General features: G+C 49.5%; 15 protein-coding genes. 14 read left to right on the forward strand and 1 reads right to left on the reverse strand.

The features are described 5' to 3' along the window. The first annotated feature begins 60 nt into the window (after positions 1-60). The 13 genes from ASG24_RS11090 (at position 61) to ASG24_RS11150 (ending at position 14,660) form a co-directional block, all read left to right on the forward strand. Positions 61-795 carry a GntR family transcriptional regulator gene (locus tag ASG24_RS11090; RefSeq protein WP_055872038.1) on the forward strand — a complete coding sequence of 245 codons (735 nt, stop codon included), beginning with the start codon at positions 61-63 and terminating at the stop codon, positions 793-795. A 131-nt stretch (positions 796-926) separates the two neighbouring features. Continuing rightward, the gene (locus tag ASG24_RS11095) at positions 927-2,129 is read left to right on the forward strand and encodes a malic enzyme-like NAD(P)-binding protein (protein WP_055871371.1); all 1,203 of its coding nucleotides are present in this window, start codon (positions 927-929) and stop codon (positions 2,127-2,129) included. 7 nt (positions 2,130-2,136) lie between these two features. Next, a complete protein-coding gene (sdhC, locus tag ASG24_RS11100; protein ID WP_055871374.1) occupies positions 2,137-2,529 on the forward strand; it encodes a succinate dehydrogenase, cytochrome b556 subunit in 393 nt (130 codons plus the stop codon). A gap of 36 nt (positions 2,530-2,565) precedes the next feature. After that, positions 2,566-2,919 (forward strand): succinate dehydrogenase, hydrophobic membrane anchor protein, encoded by a 354-nt coding sequence (gene sdhD / locus ASG24_RS11105; RefSeq protein ID WP_055871377.1) that lies wholly within the window; start codon positions 2,566-2,568, stop codon positions 2,917-2,919. Positions 2,920-2,945: 26 nt separating this feature from the next. Further along, entirely contained in the window at positions 2,946-4,715 is a 1,770-nt protein-coding gene (gene sdhA, locus ASG24_RS11110) for a succinate dehydrogenase flavoprotein subunit (protein WP_055871380.1), read from the forward strand. Between the two features lies 1 nt (position 4,716). Then, a complete protein-coding gene (locus ASG24_RS11115; RefSeq protein ID WP_055830957.1) occupies positions 4,717-5,463 on the forward strand; it encodes a succinate dehydrogenase iron-sulfur subunit in 747 nt (248 codons plus the stop codon). 9 nt (positions 5,464-5,472) lie between these two features. Continuing rightward, positions 5,473-5,775: a succinate dehydrogenase assembly factor 2 gene (locus ASG24_RS11120; RefSeq protein WP_055830959.1), complete on the forward strand. Its 303-nt coding sequence runs from the start codon at positions 5,473-5,475 to the stop codon at positions 5,773-5,775. Next, on the forward strand, positions 5,772-6,902 hold the full coding sequence (locus tag ASG24_RS11125; RefSeq protein ID WP_055830961.1) for a CoA ester lyase: 1,131 nt from the start codon (positions 5,772-5,774) through the stop codon (positions 6,900-6,902). Before ASG24_RS11120 ends, ASG24_RS11125 begins: the two co-directional genes overlap by 4 nt. A gap of 213 nt (positions 6,903-7,115) precedes the next feature. Continuing rightward, a complete protein-coding gene (locus ASG24_RS11130; protein ID WP_055871384.1) occupies positions 7,116-8,765 on the forward strand; it encodes an acyl-CoA synthetase in 1,650 nt (549 codons plus the stop codon). A gap of 39 nt (positions 8,766-8,804) precedes the next feature. Continuing rightward, the gene (locus ASG24_RS11135; protein WP_055871386.1) at positions 8,805-10,310 is read left to right on the forward strand and encodes a fumarate hydratase; all 1,506 of its coding nucleotides are present in this window, start codon (positions 8,805-8,807) and stop codon (positions 10,308-10,310) included. A gap of 146 nt (positions 10,311-10,456) precedes the next feature. After that, a complete protein-coding gene (locus tag ASG24_RS11140; protein WP_229007125.1) occupies positions 10,457-10,735 on the forward strand; it encodes a hypothetical protein in 279 nt (92 codons plus the stop codon). 174 nt (positions 10,736-10,909) lie between these two features. Further along, positions 10,910-13,489, forward strand: a complete 2,580-nt coding sequence (acnB, locus tag ASG24_RS11145; protein WP_055871393.1) for a bifunctional aconitate hydratase 2/2-methylisocitrate dehydratase — start codon at positions 10,910-10,912, stop codon at positions 13,487-13,489. Positions 13,490-13,685: 196 nt separating this feature from the next. After that, on the forward strand, positions 13,686-14,660 hold the full coding sequence (locus ASG24_RS11150) for a crotonase/enoyl-CoA hydratase family protein (protein ID WP_082488078.1): 975 nt from the start codon (positions 13,686-13,688) through the stop codon (positions 14,658-14,660). Positions 14,661-14,702: 42 nt separating this feature from the next. Here ASG24_RS11150 and ASG24_RS11155 read toward each other — a convergent pair whose 3' ends face one another. Further along, entirely contained in the window at positions 14,703-16,928 is a 2,226-nt protein-coding gene (locus ASG24_RS11155; RefSeq protein WP_235562401.1) for an ATP-binding protein, read from the reverse strand. A 197-nt stretch (positions 16,929-17,125) separates the two neighbouring features. Here ASG24_RS11155 and ASG24_RS11160 point away from each other — a divergent pair, with 197 nt between their 5' ends. After that, positions 17,126-18,241, forward strand: a complete 1,116-nt coding sequence (locus tag ASG24_RS11160) for a DUF2914 domain-containing protein (protein ID WP_055831435.1) — start codon at positions 17,126-17,128, stop codon at positions 18,239-18,241. The last annotated feature ends 3 nt before the right edge of the window (positions 18,242-18,244 follow it).

Consider the following 18,244-nt stretch of genomic DNA (forward strand, 5'->3'; position numbering starts at 1 on the left):
AATGAAGTTTTTCGCATATCAGAAAATGAATATAGCGTTTACCTGGAGCGTTTACCAATGATGGATAAGCAGTTTGCATCGGCGAGTTACAGACCCTTATATGATCAGATTAAGGTGTTGATTACGCAAAGTCTGATAGGCGGTGAATGGCGCCCGGGTGATATGATCCCCAGCGAGATCGACCTGGCACAACGCTATAAAGTTAGCCAGGGCACGGTGCGTAAAGCCATTGATAGTCTGGCGACGGAAAATATCCTGATTCGCCGCCAGGGTAAAGGCACGTTTGTCGCTACCCATAACCAGGATGACGTGAAATTGCGTTTTTTGCGGTTGACGGCAGAAAATGGCCAGAAAGAGTTGCTGCAAAACGAGTTTCTCTCCTGTATCAAGAGTAAAGCCAACGCGCATATCGGCAAAGTATTAGAAATCAAGGCTGGTGCAACCACTATTGAAGTAAAGCGTCTGTTGACGTTTTCCGGTCGCCCCCTGATTTATGACCATATTGTGGTGCCAGCTGCCCCATTCAAAGGCCTGAACCGAGCCAAGGTTGAAGAAAGCAATGGCTCTATGTATAGCATGTACGAGTCACAATTTGGCATTCGCATGATACGGGCGGAAGAGCGCATTAAAGCCGTGGCGGCAGATACTGAAGTGGCGAAAGCACTGGGTTTGAAAGAAGGGTATCCACTACTGAGTATTGAGCGGGTGTCGTTTACTTATGGCGATAAACCTATGGAGTGGCGGTTCGGGTTGTGTCTGACTGATGATCACCACTACATGAGTGAGTTGGAATGATTAAAAATTCTTCATTAGCTGTGTTGAATTTCGCTGGCCGTGCTACTCGCACTGCCTGCGCTCATTCGCCTTGTTACTGAAATTTTTAAATCATTTATTAATAAAGCCAGGGCAATATTAAGGAAAAATCAATGGACGATTTAAAAAAACGCGCACTGGATTACCATCAGTTTCCCAAGCCGGGAAAACTGAGCGTTGAATCGTCCAAACCATGCGCCACCCAGCAGGATTTGTCACTGGCTTATACGCCTGGTGTAGCCGAGCCGGTGCGTGAAATCGAGGCGGACCCAGCCAATGCTTACAAATATACCAATAAGGGTAACTTGATTGCCGTGATTACCGATGGCACGGCGGTGCTGGGACTTGGCAATGTGGGCGCACTTGCAGGCAAGCCGGTGATGGAAGGAAAAGCCGTATTGTTCAAGCGTTTTGCCGGGATTGATGTGTTTGATATAGAAGTGAATGCAGCAACGCCGGATGATTTTATCCAGACAGTAGTAAATATTGCTCCTACGTTTGGGGGCATTAACCTTGAGGATATTGCAGCACCGCACTGTTTCTATATTGAAAATGAGTTGAAAAAACGCTTGGATATTCCGGTATTTCATGACGACCAGCATGGCACTGCAGTCATTGTTGCGGCAGCATTGCTGAATGCCCTTGAACTACAGGGCAAAGCTTTGCCTAATGTCAAAATTGTGTTTTTAGGCGCAGGCGCGGCTGGTTGTTCTTGTGCGAAATTGCTTAAGTTAATGGGCGCGACAAATATCATCATGGTTGATCGCAAAGGGGTGCTCGATACTTCACGTGATGATTTGCATGATAATAATCATGAGTTGGCCGTTGCGCCAACAGATGCCAAAACTCTGGCAGATGTCATATCCGGTGCCGATGTATTTATTGGCGTGTCCGCTAAAAATGGCATGCCGCCAGCACTGGTTACCGAGATGGCGGCAAAGCCTGTGATCTTTGCACTCGCGAATCCGGATCCTGAAATCTTGCCTGACCAGGTATTTGCACTACGCGATGACGTTATCATGGCGACCGGCCGCAGTGATTTTCCCAACCAGGTAAACAATGCCTTGTGTTTCCCTTATCTGTTCCGCGGCGCGCTTAATGCACAAGCGAAACAGATTACAGAAGAAATGAAAGTCGCGGCCGCTAAAGCATTAAGCGCGCTGGCACGTGAGCCGGTGCCGCAACAGGTGCTGGATGCTTACCAGTTGAAATCACTCTCATTCGGTAAGGATTACATTATCCCTAAACCATTTGATCCGCGGCTAATGGAGTTTGTCGCTGGCGCTGTGGCGCAGACGGCCAAATCAGGTAAATGAAGACAGTATGATTGTTAAAAAACCAAAAAAACAACGGCCCAAAAACCTCAATCTGTTCACCATTCGTTTGCCAGTCAATGCGGTGGTGTCGATTATGCATAGGGCCAGTGGCGTAGTGCTGTTTCTGATACAGCCGTTGATGTTATGGGCACTGTATCTCTCGTTGCGCAATGAGCAAGGTTACTCCGCTGTATCCATGCAGCTGCAGCAATGGCCGGCAAAGCTGCTGTTGACTGGTTTGGCCTGGGCTTTCTTTCATCATTTTTACGCCGGTCTCCGGCATCTGGCAATGGACGTGCACTGGATGACTACTTTGCAAAAAGCAAGATTCTCCAGCCGCGTGGTATTGGGTTTGGTGGCGGCGACCATGTTGTTTGTGATATTCGCCATCTGGAAATAAGTTTGGAATATTCTTTTTGCAGATTGAGTCTCAGCCATGCTTTTTGAACTGCTGACCGCAAAGTACCCTGGTATGCGGCTGTGGTTGACACAGCGCTTGTGTGCATTGTCCATGGTGGCGGGTTTACTGCTGTTTTGGGTGCGTGTGTTATGGCTGGCACCGCATGATTACGCCGGCTGGGTGGCTGTATTTGCACCTTGGTGGTGGCGTTTGCTCAGTATTTGGTTTTTTATCTGTATGTTGCTGCATGCCTGGCTGGGCGTACGAGATGTATTGCGTGACTACGTACCGCATTTAGGTATTCGGGTGGTGTTGCAATGGGTAGTCAATCTCGCTGTGTGCGGGAATGCATTAGCAGTTGTATGGATTTTGTTTGCAATGAAGTTTTAAGGTGATGGCATGACTGGGTTAACAATATGACTGCAAGTAATATTCAGCATCACAAGGTAGATGCCGTCATCATTGGTGGTGGTGGTGCCGGCCTGCGCGCCGCGTTACAGCTGGCTGAATCTGGTGCAGATGTCGCTGTGCTTTCCAAAGTATTTCCTACCCGTTCGCATACGGTGGCTGCACAAGGCGGCATTGCGGCAGCTTTGGGTAATGTCTCTGATGACAATTGGCTGTGGCATATGTATGACACGATCAAAGGTTCTGATTACCTTGGCGACCAGGATGCCATCGAGTTTATGTGCCGCAATGCCGCCAAGGCGATTATTGAGCTCGAACATTTTGGCATGCCGTTTGACCGGCTAGAGAATGGCCGTATCTTCCAGCGCCCGTTTGGCGGCATGACGCGTAACTTTGGCGAACAACCGATTTCCCGCACCTGTGCTGTGGCTGACCGTACCGGGCACGCCATGCTGCATACCTTGTACCAGCGTAATGTGAAAGCCAACACCCAGTTTTTAATCGAATGGTTCGCGCTGGATCTTATCCGTGACAGTGATGGCGATGTACTGGGCGTCATCGCTCTGGAAATAGAAACCGGTGATATCCATGTCATTCATGCCAAGGCAACCATGCTGGCTACCGGCGGTGGGGGCCGTATTTTCCAGGCCAGCACCAATGCGTTTATCAATACCGGCGATGGCCTGGGGATGGCGGCGCGGGCTGGCTTGCCGTTGCAGGATATGGAGTTCTGGCAGTTTCACCCGACTGGTGTACTCAATGCCGGTGTGCTGATCACTGAAGGCGTACGTGGCGAGGGCGGTTATCTGGTTAACAGTGAAGGCGAGCGCTTTATGGAGCGTTACGCGCCAACCGCCAAAGACCTCGCCAGCCGTGATGTGGTTGCACGTGCAATGGCGACTGAAATCAAAGACGGTCGCGGTGTAGGTAAATATAAAGACGCTGTCTACCTTAAACTGGACCATCTGGGCGAAGACATTATCAATAAACGTCTGCCCGGTATCCGCGAAATTGCCAAAACCTTTGCCGGGGTAGACCCGACTGTCGCTCCTATTCCGGTCGTGCCGACCGCACACTACATGATGGGCGGAATTCCAACTAACCTGGATGGCCAGGTAGTGATCCACGATGGCGAATCTGAACGTGTGGTCAATGGCCTGTATGCGGTGGGGGAGTGTGCCTGTGTATCGGTGCATGGCGCCAACCGCCTGGGTTCTAATTCATTGCTGGACCTGGTGGTATTCGGCAAGGCCGCTGGCGACAAAATGGCGGCAGATATTGCTACCAGCAAAACACACAAACCTTTGCCTGCCAATGCAGAAGAAGCCACCCTGGCACGCGTGCACCGCCTGGAAAGCCATTCAGCCGGAGAGAATGTAGCCGACACCGGGCACGCCATGCGCCAGGTGATGCAAAAACATTGTGGCGTATTCCGCTTTCCGGAATTACTGGAAACTGGTGTCAGTGCGATTGAACAAGTCGCCAGGCAGGCAGCGCATCTGCGTATCACAGACAAAAGCAAAGTATTCAATACCGCCCGCGTGGAAGCGCTCGAACTTGATAACCTGATGCAAGTGGCAATCGCGACCATGAGTGCCGCACATGCGCGACAGGAAAGCCGTGGGGCACATGCGCGCGCAGATTTCCCGGAACGCGATGATACTAAATGGTTAACGCATTCACTATATTTTGCCAGTGAACAAAAGCTGATTTATAAACCGGTGCGCTTGCAGCCGCTGAGCGTTGAAACATTTGCGTTGAAGAAAAGGGTGTATTGATATGCGCTTCTCCATCTACCGGTTTAATCCGGACGTAGACAAAAAACCTTACATGCAGGACTACGATATTGCACTGGAAGACAGCGACCAGATGCTGCTGGACGCACTCATGCGTGTGAAAGCGCTGGATGATACGTTGAGTATGCGTAAATCGTGCCGCGAAGGCGTATGCGGAAGTGATGCCATGAATATCAATGGCAAAAACGGATTGGCCTGTATTACCAAGCTGGAAGATTTGCAGGAGCCGGTAGTGTTGCGCCCTATGCCGGGCTTGCCGGTGATCCGCGATCTGGTGGTTGATATGACGCAGTTTTTTGAGCACTACAACTCAGTGATGCCCTATCTGCAAAATCACGAGTCACCGCCGGAAACCGAGCGCCTGCAAAGCCCTGAAGACCGCGCCAAGCTGGATGGCCTGTATGAATGTATTTTATGCGGAGCCTGTACCACCTCATGTCCCAGTTTCTGGTGGAATCCGGATAAATTTGTGGGCCCGGCAGGATTATTGCAAGCCTATCGTTTTATTGCTGATAGCCGCGATCAGGAGCAGGAAGCGCGTTTGGAAAACCTGGAAGACCCTTATCGTTTATACCGCTGCCATAACATCATGAACTGTACCGATGTCTGCCCGAAAAAACTTAATCCGAATGCCGCGATTGCAGCCATCAAGGATTTGAAAATCGAGAATGTTAAAGCGCACAAGCAGGATGCGCCGGGCAAGAAAATCTTTGGTATCAAAGTGCTTTAAGGAGTGGACATGTTGAATGCGGAAATCTTACGAGAGGCAGAACAACGAAGACTGGCCTGGCGATGCCGCCGTGGCATGCTGGAACTGGATATCGTATTGCAGCGCTTTGTCAGTGAACATTTTAATGGACTGACCCTGGCAGAAATGGCCCAGCTGGATACGCTCCTGGAATTGCCGGACAACGTGTTCTGGGAGTTGATACAAGAGGTGAAAACTCAAGCATCAGCCACAAAATCACTGGCTAAAGAGTACACAGCCGTGTTGCAGAAATTAAGGGAAAGCCGGCCATCGGCAGAACAGGAAACTGCATGATTCAGCATATGGGGGAAGAGCCAATCGCGCTGGACGCCAGCGCTTTAGGTGATTACTGGCCTGGGATCCAGTTGTATTATCCGCCGGTGAAATATGCGCCCAGCCTGGGTATTTATGAAGATATGGAGCAGGCAGCTAACCGTATGGTCAAGCATGCCCATTTCACCAATGCGCACACCCTGATTTTTGACCTGGAAGATGGCTGTAGACAGAAGGAAATGAGCCGGACTTTATTACGTCAGGAACTGCCAAAGCTGCGTAAAGTTAACGAGCGCGTGACAATTGCGATTCGTGCCAATTCTTTCCGTACTGATGAGTATGAAGAGGACATGAAACTGGTGCGCGACATGGGTGAGTATATCGATGTCGTGATGCTGGCTAAAGCAGGGGAGTCCTATGGCGCAGCAGAAGTACGCGACTTATCCAGTTTCCTGATCAGCATTAACCCACACATCACCATCCAGCCGATTATCGAGCACCCGAAATCGCTCAAAATCGCGCCTGACTTGATGCAGTACGACACGGTAAAACATGTGGTATTCGGTATCCATGACTTCTCCAAAGCATTAGGCATACACATCACGCCGGAACACTGGATAGAAGAGCTGTTTTACTTTATCAACCAGATGATTTTTGAAGCCAGGATTGCCGGTAAAGGGGTGATTGGCGGCGTGGAAACATTAATAGGCAGCAATATCATGCCGGACAAGTTTGTTGAGCCGCATGATGTGCGCCGCTGGCTGGACCTGCATGGTGATAACGAGTCGCGAGTGGTGTACAAGCATGCTTGCCAGGAAGCCGCGATGGGCCTGACCGGTAAGCAGGTGATACATCCTGGCCATATTCATTTATGCAAAACCGCCTACACGCCGTCACCTACTGAAATCAACCAGAAAGTGGCGATTTTAAAGGCAGCGATTGAAGCGGATGCTTTACTGGGTGGCGCAATCAAGTTTGATGGTGAAATGCTGGATCCACCTATGTTTGGTAAGGCCTTGCAGACATTGTTGCGGGCGCATGCATTAAGGGCGTTGAAGACCAGTGATATGGAGTTTGCTTTGCATGTACTGCAATTGATGCCGGCGCAAGTAGTACGCCAGAACTGGCCCTACGGCATTCTGCTTTAATCAATGGCTGCGCAGGCGAATCACGGCGTTGCGCGGTACTCGAAATCCTCATGTACTCGAGTACATTCCGGTTTCTGCGTGCCGTGCGTCTTGTGCTTCATCCCGCTCGCTCATTGATAGGAGTGATGGTTATTTAAAAGGCATTTCCAAAAGAAATGCGTATGACGCGTGATAACAACCCTGCACGCTTAGAGATTCAGGAAAGGTTTTGAGATGACACAGTTAGCACCTTATCCACAATGGCAATGGGATATCCCCGAGCTGTTCAATATTGGCGTCGCTTGTAGCGACCGCCATTTGGGAACTGCCAAGGCTGACGAGATTGCCATGATTGTGGAGGATGATACCTTCGGTACCAGCACGATTACCTTTGCTGAACTGGCGGAGCAGACGGACAGGTTTGCGCAAGTGTTGCGTGACCTTGGTGTTACCGTAGGGGATCGCATCCTGATTCGTTTGCCAAATAGCCTGGATTATCCGATAGCCTTTTTGGGAGCGATGAAAACCGGAGCGATTTCGGTGCCGACATCGACGTTGTTAACTGCTGAAGAAGTGGCTTATTTAGCTAAAGATTCAGGAGCTGTCTTCTTGGTCACGGATGCTGCTGCCTGGGCAACCATGTCTGCCAAAATGCAGGAAAATATCGCACAGACGCCTAACCTCAAGCATATTCTGCTGACACAATTGACTGATGAGGCAGTTGCTTCAACTGTTGTCAATGTATTGTCATTACAAACCGCATTGGCTGAAGCCACAGCAGCACAGGCTGCTTATGCTACGCGCGCTGAAGACCCTGCTTACCTGGTCTATACCTCAGGCACGACCGGTTATCCCAAAGGCGTGTTACACGCGCACCGTGCTTTGCTTGGGCGCCAGCCAGCGGCAGATTACTGGTTTAATTACAGTGATCAGTTGCAAGACCGCATTATGCATTCCGGCAAATTCAACTGGACTTATGTGTTAGGCACCGGCCTGATGGATCCTTTGTATCTGGGTAAAACCGTGATTGTGCATGAAGGTAAGAACGACGCACAAAAATGGCTGGACTTGATTGCCAAGCATAAAGCAACCATTTTTATCGGTGTACCAACGATTTATCGCCAGTTATTGCAGAAAACCTCCGCTACACAAGCGGATATTCCAAGCGTGCGCCACTATATGAGCGCTGGTGAGCATTTGTCCGATGAAGTGTTGGCGCAATGGCGTGAACGTTTTGGGTTGGATATCTATGAAGCGGTGGGTATGAGCGAGTTTTCCTATTACTTGTCGCAAAGTATTTACCGGCCTATCCGTGCCGGTTCGGCTGGTTTTCCGCAGCCTGGGCATGACCTGGTGTTGTTGAATCCGGAAACACGGGAACCGGTCGCGGCAGGTGAAGAGGGTATGATTTGTGTGCCTGAGTCTGATCCCGGGCTGTTCCTGAGTTATTGGAATCTGCCGGAAGAAACCGTCAAATACAAACATGATGGTTATTTCTTCACCGGTGACTATGCTAAATACGACGCTGATGGCTACATCTGGTTCCTGGGGCGCAAGGATGACATCATCAAGAGCTTTGGCTACCGCGTCTCGCCTTACGAGATTGAGCGGGTTTACAAAGGCCATCCTGCCGTGGCGGATTGTGCCGCGATTGGTGAAGAGATTGAGAAAGACAAATTGCTGGTGGTGATCTATGTGATACCTAAGCCGGAGTGTGAAGTGCAGGCAGATGAACTGATCGCCTTTGGTAAGCAACACCTGGCCGCTTACAAAACACCGAAAACGGTTTACCTGGCTAAGGAATTTCCACGCACTAAAAATGGTAAAATTCTACGTAAAGATGTTGGACCGGCGATTGCCTACATGAAAAGCAACGCCCGCTAACGATAACAATCATTTCAAGAACACCTATATCGAAAAACCATGGCCCTGATCAAGACCCAGGATTTTATCGAGAGTATTGCAGACGCCTTGCAATATATCTCTTACTACCACCCGGAAGATTACATCCGGGCCTTGGCCGTGGCTTACGAAAAAGAGCAGTCGCCTGCCGCGAAAGATGCGATTGCACAGATTTTGACGAATTCTCGTATGTGCGCAGAAGGCAAGCGCCCGTTGTGCCAGGATACCGGCATTGTGGTTGCCTTCGTGAAAGTCGGCATGCAAACGCAGTTTGAAGGCGATATGACAATCGCAGAAATGGTGAACGAAGGTGTGCGCCGTGCTTACCTGCATCCGGAAAATACCTTGCGGGCTTCTATTGTCAATGATCCGGCCGGCGCGCGTAAAAACACTAAAGACAATACACCTGCCATTACCCATATTGAAATGGTTGCGGGCGACACCGTCGATATCCAGATTGCGGCCAAAGGCGGCGGCTCGGAAAATAAATCTAAGTTGGCAATGCTTAACCCTAACGACAGTATTGTCGATTGGGTGATGGAAGTAGTCCCAAAGATGGGTGCTGGCTGGTGCCCGCCTGGTATGCTGGGTATAGGCATAGGTGGCAGTGCGGAGAAAGCCATGCTGCTGGCTAAAGAGTCATTGATGGAGCCGATTGATATCCAGGAGTTACAAGCCCGCGGCGCCCAAAATAAAATCGAAGAACTGCGGTTGGAATTGTATGAAAAGGTCAACCAATTAGGCATAGGCGCGCAAGGCCTGGGTGGCTTGACCACGGTGCTGGATGTGAAAATCCTGGATTACCCGACCCATGCCGCCAGTTTGCCGGTGGCGATTATTCCGAATTGTGCAGCCACACGCCACGTGCACTTTACGCTGGATGGTTCCGGTGTGGCAGAATTGGTGCCGCCAAGCCCTGATGTATATCCGGATGTGCATTGGGCACCAAGCCCGCAAGCTATCCGTGTTAATCTGGAGACGGTGACGCAAGAAGAAACCCAAACCTGGAAAAACGGCGATACATTGCTGCTGACCGGTAAGATACTGACCGGGCGCGATGCCGCACACAAACGCATTAAAACCATGCTGGAAAAAGGCGAGCGACTACCAGTAGATTTCAAAAACCGTTTTATTTATTACGTCGGCCCGGTAGATGCGGTCCGTGATGAAGCCGTTGGCCCGGCTGGACCAACCACTGCCACGCGTATGGATAGTTATACGGATATGATGCTGAATACCGGCCTGTTAGGTTCGATCGGCAAAGCGGAGCGTGGTGAACAGGCGCTGAAAGAAATCGCCAAACATAAGTCCGTTTATCTGATGGCTGTAGGCGGTGCCGCGTATTTAGTGAGCAAAGCCATTAAGAAATCCCGGGTGCTGGCCTTTGCAGACTTGGGCATGGAAGCGATTTATGAGTTTGATGTGGTGGATATGCCGGTGACTGTTGCTGTGAGTGCGAATGGCGAGTCTGTGCATAATACCGGCCCGGCACACTGGAAGAAAAAAATTGCCCTGCTTGCTGTGTAAGGCATACAAAAACATTGTGAGTGATATCACTGAACATAAGCACGATCTGGTAAAAGATACGTCATACAACTAAGCGCATAAATGAGGGTGGTATGATAAAAATGAACACTAGGGTTTTACAATATTCACTTGCATGGGCAGGGCTGATGTTCATATTTAGCCTGCCCGGGCATGCCGAATCGGCGCTGGATTATTTCACAGATAAAGATGGGCGCTACAGCGGACCATCACTTGAACAACAGGTAGCTTTAATGGATACGGATCGCAACGGCTTTGCCGATGTGTTTGAAGTACGTGCCTATCTGGAAAAGCAGCATGGCAAAGGCTACCAGAAAGAGTTGCTGGATAAATGGGAGTCATCTGCCTATGGAAAAAGTTGCAGTACCCCGTTTGCCAAAGAGTTATATGGAGACCGTACTCAATAGTCAGTTCGCTTAGGTGCAGATTTATTAACGGCTGAAAGAATGTTACACACAATTAACATTATGCCGAGTGGGCTGAATTATAATGACAAGATACTTCGCGGTTAGCCAATAACGCTGGCCCAGCATAACCAGTTTCAAGCATTACAACTTAAGTTTATTGATAGAGCTCACATCATGTTAGAAGCATACGACACCCACGTAAAAGAACGCGCCGCGCAAAACTTGCCTCCCTTACCCCTCAATCCCGAGCAGGTCGCCGGACTGGTGGAGTTATTAAAAAGTCCGCCAGCAGGTCAAGAAGCATTATTGGTCGACCTGCTTGAAAACCGTATTCCTGCAGGGGTAGACCAGGCAGCGTATGTGAAAGCGGCATTCCTGGCCGATATAGCCAATGGCAAAGCGCATTCTCGTTTGGTTAGCCCTGAAAAAGCGGTAGAGCTACTGGGCACTATGCTGGGTGGCTACAACGTGCAGGCCCTGGTTGCGCTGCTGGATACCCCCTTGGCAGCCCATGCCGTGAAAGCGTTATCAACCACTATCCTGATGTTTGATGCCTTTCATGATGTAGAAGAGAAAATGAAGGCGGGTAACCTGCACGCCAAAGCATTGATCACTTCATGGGCCAATGCTGAGTGGTTCACCAGCCGGCCAGCGCTGGCAGAAGAAATCAAGCTGGTGGTGTTCAAGCTGGATGGCGAGACCAATACTGATGACTTAAGCCCGGCGCAAGATGCCTGGAGCCGTCCGGATATTCCTTTGCATGCCAAAGCTATGCTGGTGAATCGCATGACTGACGGTCTCACTGTAATCGAAAACCTCAAGCAAAAAGGTTTGCCATTGGCTTATGTAGGTGACGTAGTCGGTACTGGCTCTTCACGTAAATCTGCCATTAACTCAGTGCAATGGTGGATGGGTGACGACATTCCATTTATCCCTAACAAACGTACCGGTGGCGTGGTCATCGGCAGCAAGATAGCGCCTATCTTTTTTAACACGGCTGAAGATTCCGGTGCCTTACCGATTCAATGCGATGTTTCCGGACTGAACACGGGTGATGTGATCGTGATTAAACCCTATGAAGGCAAAGTACTGTCTGAGGCGGGTGCATTACTTTCTACTTTTGAAATGAACCCGATTACCTTACCTGACGAAGTGCGTGCTGGTGGTCGTATTCCGCTAATTATTGGTCGCGGCCTGACTTCTAATGCACGCAAGGCCTTAAGCCTGCCGGACACTGATGTTTTCATCAAATCGATTCCAGCCAAAGATACTGGTAAAGGTTATACCCTGGCACAGAAAATGGTCGGCCGTGCATGCGGTTTGCCAGAAGGCTTTGGCGTACGCCCGGGTACATATTGCGAACCAAAAGCGACCACGGTAGGTTCTCAGGATACCACTGGAGGTATGACGCGTGATGAGTTGAAAGAACTGGCTTGCCTGGGCTTTAGTGCCGACCTGGTTATGCAGAGTTTCTGTCATACCGCAGCTTATCCAAAGCCGGTCGATATTAAACTGCAACACGAATTACCCGAGTTTATGTCCAGCCGTGGTGGCGTCAGTTTACGTGCTGGTGATGGCGTCATTCACTCCTGGTTAAATCGCTTGATCTTGCCGGATACGGTCGGAACCGGTGGTGACTCACATACCCGTTTCCCGATTGGCATCAGTTTCCCGGCCGGTTCAGGCCTGGTGGCATTTGCCGCGGCTACCGGCGCGATGCCCCTGGATATGCCAGAATCGGTACTGGTGCGTTTTAAAGGTGAAATGCAACCCGGGATTACCTTGCGTGACCTGGTGAATGCAATTCCTTATGCCGCGATCAAAGAAGGCACATTGACCGTAGGCAAACAAGGTAAGAAAAACGTATTTAATGGCCGTGTGCTGGAAATTGAAGGCTTGCCAGACCTGAAAGTCGAACAGGCTTTTGAGCTGGCGGATGCTTCAGCCGAGCGTTCTGCCAATGGTTGTACCGTGCTGCTGAATAAAGAACCGGTGATCGAATTCCTGAATTCCAACATTGTGCTGATGCAGAACATGATTGAAAACGGTTATGCCGATGCTCGCACACTGGAGCGCCGTATCGCCAGCATGAAAGCCTGGCTGGCGAAACCGGAACTGTTGCAACCTGATAGCGACGCCGAATATGCACATGTGATTGAGATTGACTTGGCAGACATCAAAGAGCCATTGGTGGCATGCCCGAATGACCCGGACGACATCAAACCATTATCCGCTGTCGTGGGCGACAAAATTGATGAAGTCTTTATCGGTAGCTGCATGACCAATATTGGACACTACCGCGCCGCCGGTAAAGTGCTGGAAGGCGCTGGCAGCATCCCAACGCGCTTGTGGATTGCCCCGCCGACGCGTATGGATGAAGCACAATTACGAGCAGAAGGTGTGTATTCCACCTTTGGTGTCGCCGGCGCGCGTACTGAAATCCCGGGTTGCTCGCTATGTATGGGTAACCAGGCGCGCGTGGCTGATAAAGCCACGGTATTCTCTACCTCTACCCGTAACTTTGATAACCGCATGGGTAAAGATGCACGCGTCTACCTGGGTTCTGCCGAGTTGGCCGCGGTGTGCGCAAAATTAGGCAGGATGCCGACGGTACAAGAGTACCTGGATACATTGGGTTCCAAACTCAGCAATACTGCCGAGATTTACAAATACCTTAACTTTGACCAGATGACACAGTACGCAGACTCACTGCAAAATGTGAAGAAAATCATACCGATACAAGAAACAGCCTAACCGTTTCAATAGCTATGCAAAAAGGGAGCCCAGGCTCCCTTTTTTGTTTTAAATCGAACGCATCCTTGCAACTGTAAAACCTGTATAGCCCACTTCAGTTTTGATTATGATGTATTTACCGGCGTAAGTTATCTGATGCGCACGCGTCACCTTATGTTGAGTTTATTCACCACTTTTCACTGTCAAGGAGAAACACATGAAACCGTTTGAACAAGGATTGGTTAATTATCAACATCGTTTATTGGCACATGATTATGGCCAGGTATTTTGCCGTTTTGATGCCGTGCAACAAACTTTGTGGAGCTATTTGCATCAGCCACAGCGTATCCCTTGCATCAACCACGACTTACTACTCAATCTGCATGCACATCATGAAGATATTCAGCGTAGCGGGGGTTATGTACAGACCGACGATGAAGAGGTGCTGCCTATTCGTTATTCAGTATTTGCTTCGGCCACACCGGGTTATTTCAATATGGGCGGCGATCTGCAAAAAATGGCCATGGCCATCCGCAATCAGGATAGGGCCCAATTGCAGGCATATGCAAAGCTGAGTATTGATGTTGTGGCGCAACGTGCCTTCCGTTTTAACCTGGATCACGTGACTAAAATATCGTTACTTCAAGGTGAAGTGTTAGGGGCAGGGATAGAAGCCGCAATGACCAGCGATATACTGATTGCTGAACGCCAATCCGTCTTCTGCTTCCCGGAATTATTTTTTAACATGATTCCTGGAATGGGTGCTTATAGTTTTATTGCGCGCAAAGCCGGTATGGCGGTGGCCGATAAAATGATTCTGGGTTGTGAGCGTTTTACGGCTGAGCAATGCCTTGAAATGGGCCTGATCGATATAGTGGTGGATGAAGGAGAAGGCGAGCAGGCGGTGCAGGCGTTTATCCAGAAAAACAGCCGCCAGGCAGAAGGCTTTTTATCTGCGCAAAAAGCTAAAGCCAGAATCAACCCGTTAACCTATAGCGAGCTGGAAGATATCGTCAACGTATGGGTAGAAAATGCATTGCGGCTGACAGAGCGCGATTTAAAAGTAATGGATCGTTTTTGTCGTGCCCAGACACGATTGTTCCCGGAGCAGGAGGCAGCCAAAGAGCAGGTGATATTAAATGATCAGCAGCAGACTGGGGAGTTACTGCAACAGCAGGTCGTAAATCAATAGGTGTTAAGCACTATTGAGGGTGCCTTCAGTTATCAATGCCAATTATTTGTTTGAGCGCTTAGAAGAAAGCTTGCTGCGATATAAGTGCAACTGCACGCGAGTTTCTTCATAAGCATCAAAAACTGCTTGATACAGACTGGAAATTGTTTGGGCATCCTCCATACTCAAGCCCAACAGGCGACGGCTGCGCTTGCTTAGTGGAATCAGGCCCATATTGGCTGATTCCCCGGCCAGTGTGTGCGCCAGCTTATGAACTTGCTCAAGTTTAAGGTCTAGCGTTTCTGTGCGCAAGTCACGGATCAAGTCGTCGGTAGTTTCGATAAATTCGGTAATTAAACGATACAAGAATGCTTCGCTGCCGCCCAGTTTCAGCAAATGTTCCATACGGTTAATATCAATCAAAGGCTCATTATAAGCTGCCATGTTCGCCACGCGTTCAGGGGCCTGCTCAATGGGCACGCTAACCGTTTTCACAGGCTCTCGTGCAGGTGCTGCACGTGCAACGCGTGTCGCCGGTTTGGAGGTTGGCTTGACTGTCTCACCGGTTTCAATGGTTTGTGCAACCGCTTCTATCAAAGTTTGGATCTGCCGGGAAATCACCGGTTTGGTCAGTACTTGATAGACGCCAGCATTTAAACAGCGGTCTTGAGTTGCTTTAGTTGCATCAGCGGTCAGGATCACCGTACGCAAAGGTTTGCTGCCAGGCAAGGCATGGTAAATATTGAATACTTCCAGGCCATTCATTTCCGGCATGTTGTAGTCAAGAATCATCAGGTCAAACTGGTGATGTTCCAGTGCATCCAGCGCATCATCGCCATTGTCGGCGGCTTTTACTACGCAATGCATCCGCTGCAATGTTTCATTCAAAATCATGCGATTAACTACATTGTCATCTGCAATCAATACGCGTATTTTCTTGCGGAACCGGGTGTGGCTGCTCAATGGCACCACGTTAGAGTTCACTTCAAGGTTGATCTCGTTTGTCGCCTGTTGCGTTGATGGCTCAGCATGTGCCAGAGGCAGCATTACTTCAAAGCTGGTGCCATTGGTTTCGTCGCTGGTGACATGAATTTTACCGGCCATCAGTTCAACCAATTGTTTGGCAATGGATGTCCCCAAACCTGTGCCGCCATAACGCCTGGTGATGCTGCTATCCGCTTGGGTGAAGCTATCGAAGATATGTGGCAATGCCTCGGGCTTGATGCCAATACCAGTATCGCGGATCTGGAACTTGAGCATGCTCATATTGGCATAGCGCTCGGCCACAGACACAACCACATCGACGCCGCCATGTTGGGTAAATTTGATCCCATTGGCGACCAGGTTCATTAATACCTGCTCGATATGATGCATGCTGCCGACATAATGACGTTCTACGCCAGGGTCTAGATCAAAGTGCAACCATAATTGTTTGCGATCAACTTCAATCTGGAACATCAACTGAAGCCGCTGAAACATGTCAGGAAGATAGAACGCGATTTCTTCCAGGTCAATTTTGCCTTTTTCAATTTTGCTGATATCAAGCACATCATTAATCAGCTTTTTCAGGCTGGTGGCGGAAGCGCCTACCATTTGTAACAACTCGGATTGTTTGATATCGAGTTTGGATTGAGCCAATAACTCACTTGCACCAATAATGCCATTGAGCGGCGTGCGCATTTCGTGGCTGATATTCGACAGGAAATTAGTTTTGGCCTCATTGGCTTCACCGGCCTGTTTGGTTGCTTTTTCCAGGCTGATCTGCAAGCGCAAGGTATGTGGCGGAATCAGCAATAATGTCAGCAGGAAACCATAAGCCAAGTGCTGGTGCTGGTTCCAGTAAGGGTTAAGGTATAAGGTGATGCTAAAACCGATCAGGCTTAATACATAACAGCCCTTAAAGAACTTGGTGCCGTAGCGCAGGCCATAGCCGATAATCAGCCATAAATAGATGCCGATAAACACGCCTGCCATCGGTCCGGAAATCATCTGTTCGACGGAGGTGGCCGTGATATCCATCACCATTGCAATCCACTGGCGTCTTTCGTTTTTCTGCGGGTTGCGCAGCGTATTTAAAAGCATCAGGAAGCCGCAGCACAAATACACCAGGCAAACGCCAACCGGTTGATAGCTACTGCCATTGAATAACAGGTACAGCGTGATGAAACTAACAAAAGTAACGCGAATCAAGGCCTGCTCAGTTTCGTTACTGACGGACTTGATTTCGATTAACTTATGTTTAATTTTTCTAATTAGATCGCGCATACCTGACGGCCAGAATTGTTGCATACAGATGCCCTTACATGGAGAACATCTTCTAAGATATATAACGGACAACTCTTAAGATAACTTAAAGTTTAACAGGCCCGATTTGATAATCAAAGAAAGTTTACCTTTGTAGCTGCCAAGCAGTGACAGTTGCTGCCATATATGATAAAAATGCCGATGGTTTTTAAGCTTTACCCTCCATTATGACTGATCCACTCATGTCTACGCCTGTTCCAGATCAACCCTCTTTCATAGCCCGCTGTCTCGGGCGCACGCGGGCCGTGCTGCCGATTACATTTTTTATCGGTGGATTTGCTTGGGATGCGATCACTATAGGAAAGAAAGTCGCCATTCTCGATATGGTGATTTTTGCCATTTATTTACTAATGGCTGCCATTCTGATGTATCAATTGGCCGAACCGAGCGCCAGCGCACGCCGCGTCCGTGAAAGGTTGATGGGCTGGCAGTGGGTCCAGAACAGAGTGTCGAGCTGGCCCGTGCACGACTGGCCTTACTGGATATTGCAGTTTTTGTTCGGCAGTGTATTAAGCGCGCTATTCATTCTCTATTTCAAAAGCTCAAGTTATGGCCTGGCCTGGGTGCTAACTTTGGTGCTGGGTGCGCTGCTGGTCGCTAATGAGTTTATGGAAAGCGAATACCGGCGTCTGAGTCTGTGCTGGAGTATGTTCGGTTTGTGCTCAATTCTGTGGTGTAACTTTGCGTTTCCTTTCCTGTTTGGTAGCGTGCATGCCGTATGGTTTTATTTAAGCACCCTGTTAGGTGCAGCTATTACATATGTGCTTTATAAACGTGCACCCAGCCATGCCGGACGCATCTGGCCGGTATGGGTGATTGCTGCTTTATTGATGGTCGCTTATCGTGCGGACATGATTCCGCCGGTTCCGCTGGTGAAACAGGCAGTCGTGGTCGCCTATGATTTAGAGAAATCACCTGAAGGCTACTGGATGACAGTAGAGAAATCGCCGTGGTGGAATTTCTGGCGGGTGGATACTGATCATTTACGCCTGGCGCCAGGCCAGAGGCTGGTCTGTTTTTCTTCGGTATTTGCACCACAGGGGTTGCATACCAAATTAGTGCATGACTGGCAGAAAAAGGTAGCAGGGCGCTGGGTTAGTGTATCGACCGCTGGATTTTCGCTGGTGGGAGGGCGGGATAATGGTTACCGCGGTTATACCTATAAAAGCAATGTCACAGCCGGCGAATGGCGGGTAAAGATACAAACGGCTACCCGGCAAACGATTGCCGTGAGCACTTTTGAAGTGAGTGTCGGCACGCAGTCTGATTCAGACCACCGCGTGCGTATCCGCTACTAAGCG

Origin of the sequence: Methylophilus sp. Leaf414 (assembly GCF_001425425.1) — a bacterium.
GTDB lineage: Bacteria > Pseudomonadota > Gammaproteobacteria > Burkholderiales > Methylophilaceae > Methylophilus.

Bases quoted from the DNA above. Each gene is read 5' to 3' on its own strand.
- ASG24_RS11135 (WP_055871386.1), top strand. From the start codon at position 8,805: ATGGCCCTGATCAAGACCCAGGATTTTATCGAGAGTATTGCAGACGCC.
- ASG24_RS11095 (WP_055871371.1), top strand. From the start codon at position 927: ATGGACGATTTAAAAAAACGCGCACTGGATTACCATCAGTTTCCCAAG.
- ASG24_RS11140 (WP_229007125.1), top strand. From the start codon at position 10,457: ATGTTCATATTTAGCCTGCCCGGGCATGCCGAATCGGCGCTGGATTAT.
- sdhA (WP_055871380.1), top strand. From the start codon at position 2,946: ATGACTGCAAGTAATATTCAGCATCACAAGGTAGATGCCGTCATCATT.
- ASG24_RS11090 (WP_055872038.1), top strand. From the start codon at position 61: ATGGATAAGCAGTTTGCATCGGCGAGTTACAGACCCTTATATGATCAG.
- ASG24_RS11115 (WP_055830957.1), top strand. From the start codon at position 4,717: ATGCGCTTCTCCATCTACCGGTTTAATCCGGACGTAGACAAAAAACCT.
- sdhC (WP_055871374.1), top strand. From the start codon at position 2,137: ATGATTGTTAAAAAACCAAAAAAACAACGGCCCAAAAACCTCAATCTG.
- sdhD (WP_055871377.1), top strand. From the start codon at position 2,566: ATGCTTTTTGAACTGCTGACCGCAAAGTACCCTGGTATGCGGCTGTGG.
- ASG24_RS11120 (WP_055830959.1), top strand. From the start codon at position 5,473: ATGTTGAATGCGGAAATCTTACGAGAGGCAGAACAACGAAGACTGGCC.
- ASG24_RS11155 (WP_235562401.1), bottom strand. From the start codon at position 16,928: ATGCAACAATTCTGGCCGTCAGGTATGCGCGATCTAATTAGAAAAATT.
- ASG24_RS11150 (WP_082488078.1), top strand. From the start codon at position 13,686: ATGAAACCGTTTGAACAAGGATTGGTTAATTATCAACATCGTTTATTG.
- ASG24_RS11160 (WP_055831435.1), top strand. From the start codon at position 17,126: ATGTCTACGCCTGTTCCAGATCAACCCTCTTTCATAGCCCGCTGTCTC.
- acnB (WP_055871393.1), top strand. From the start codon at position 10,910: ATGTTAGAAGCATACGACACCCACGTAAAAGAACGCGCCGCGCAAAAC.
- ASG24_RS11130 (WP_055871384.1), top strand. From the start codon at position 7,116: ATGACACAGTTAGCACCTTATCCACAATGGCAATGGGATATCCCCGAG.
- ASG24_RS11125 (WP_055830961.1), top strand. From the start codon at position 5,772: ATGATTCAGCATATGGGGGAAGAGCCAATCGCGCTGGACGCCAGCGCT.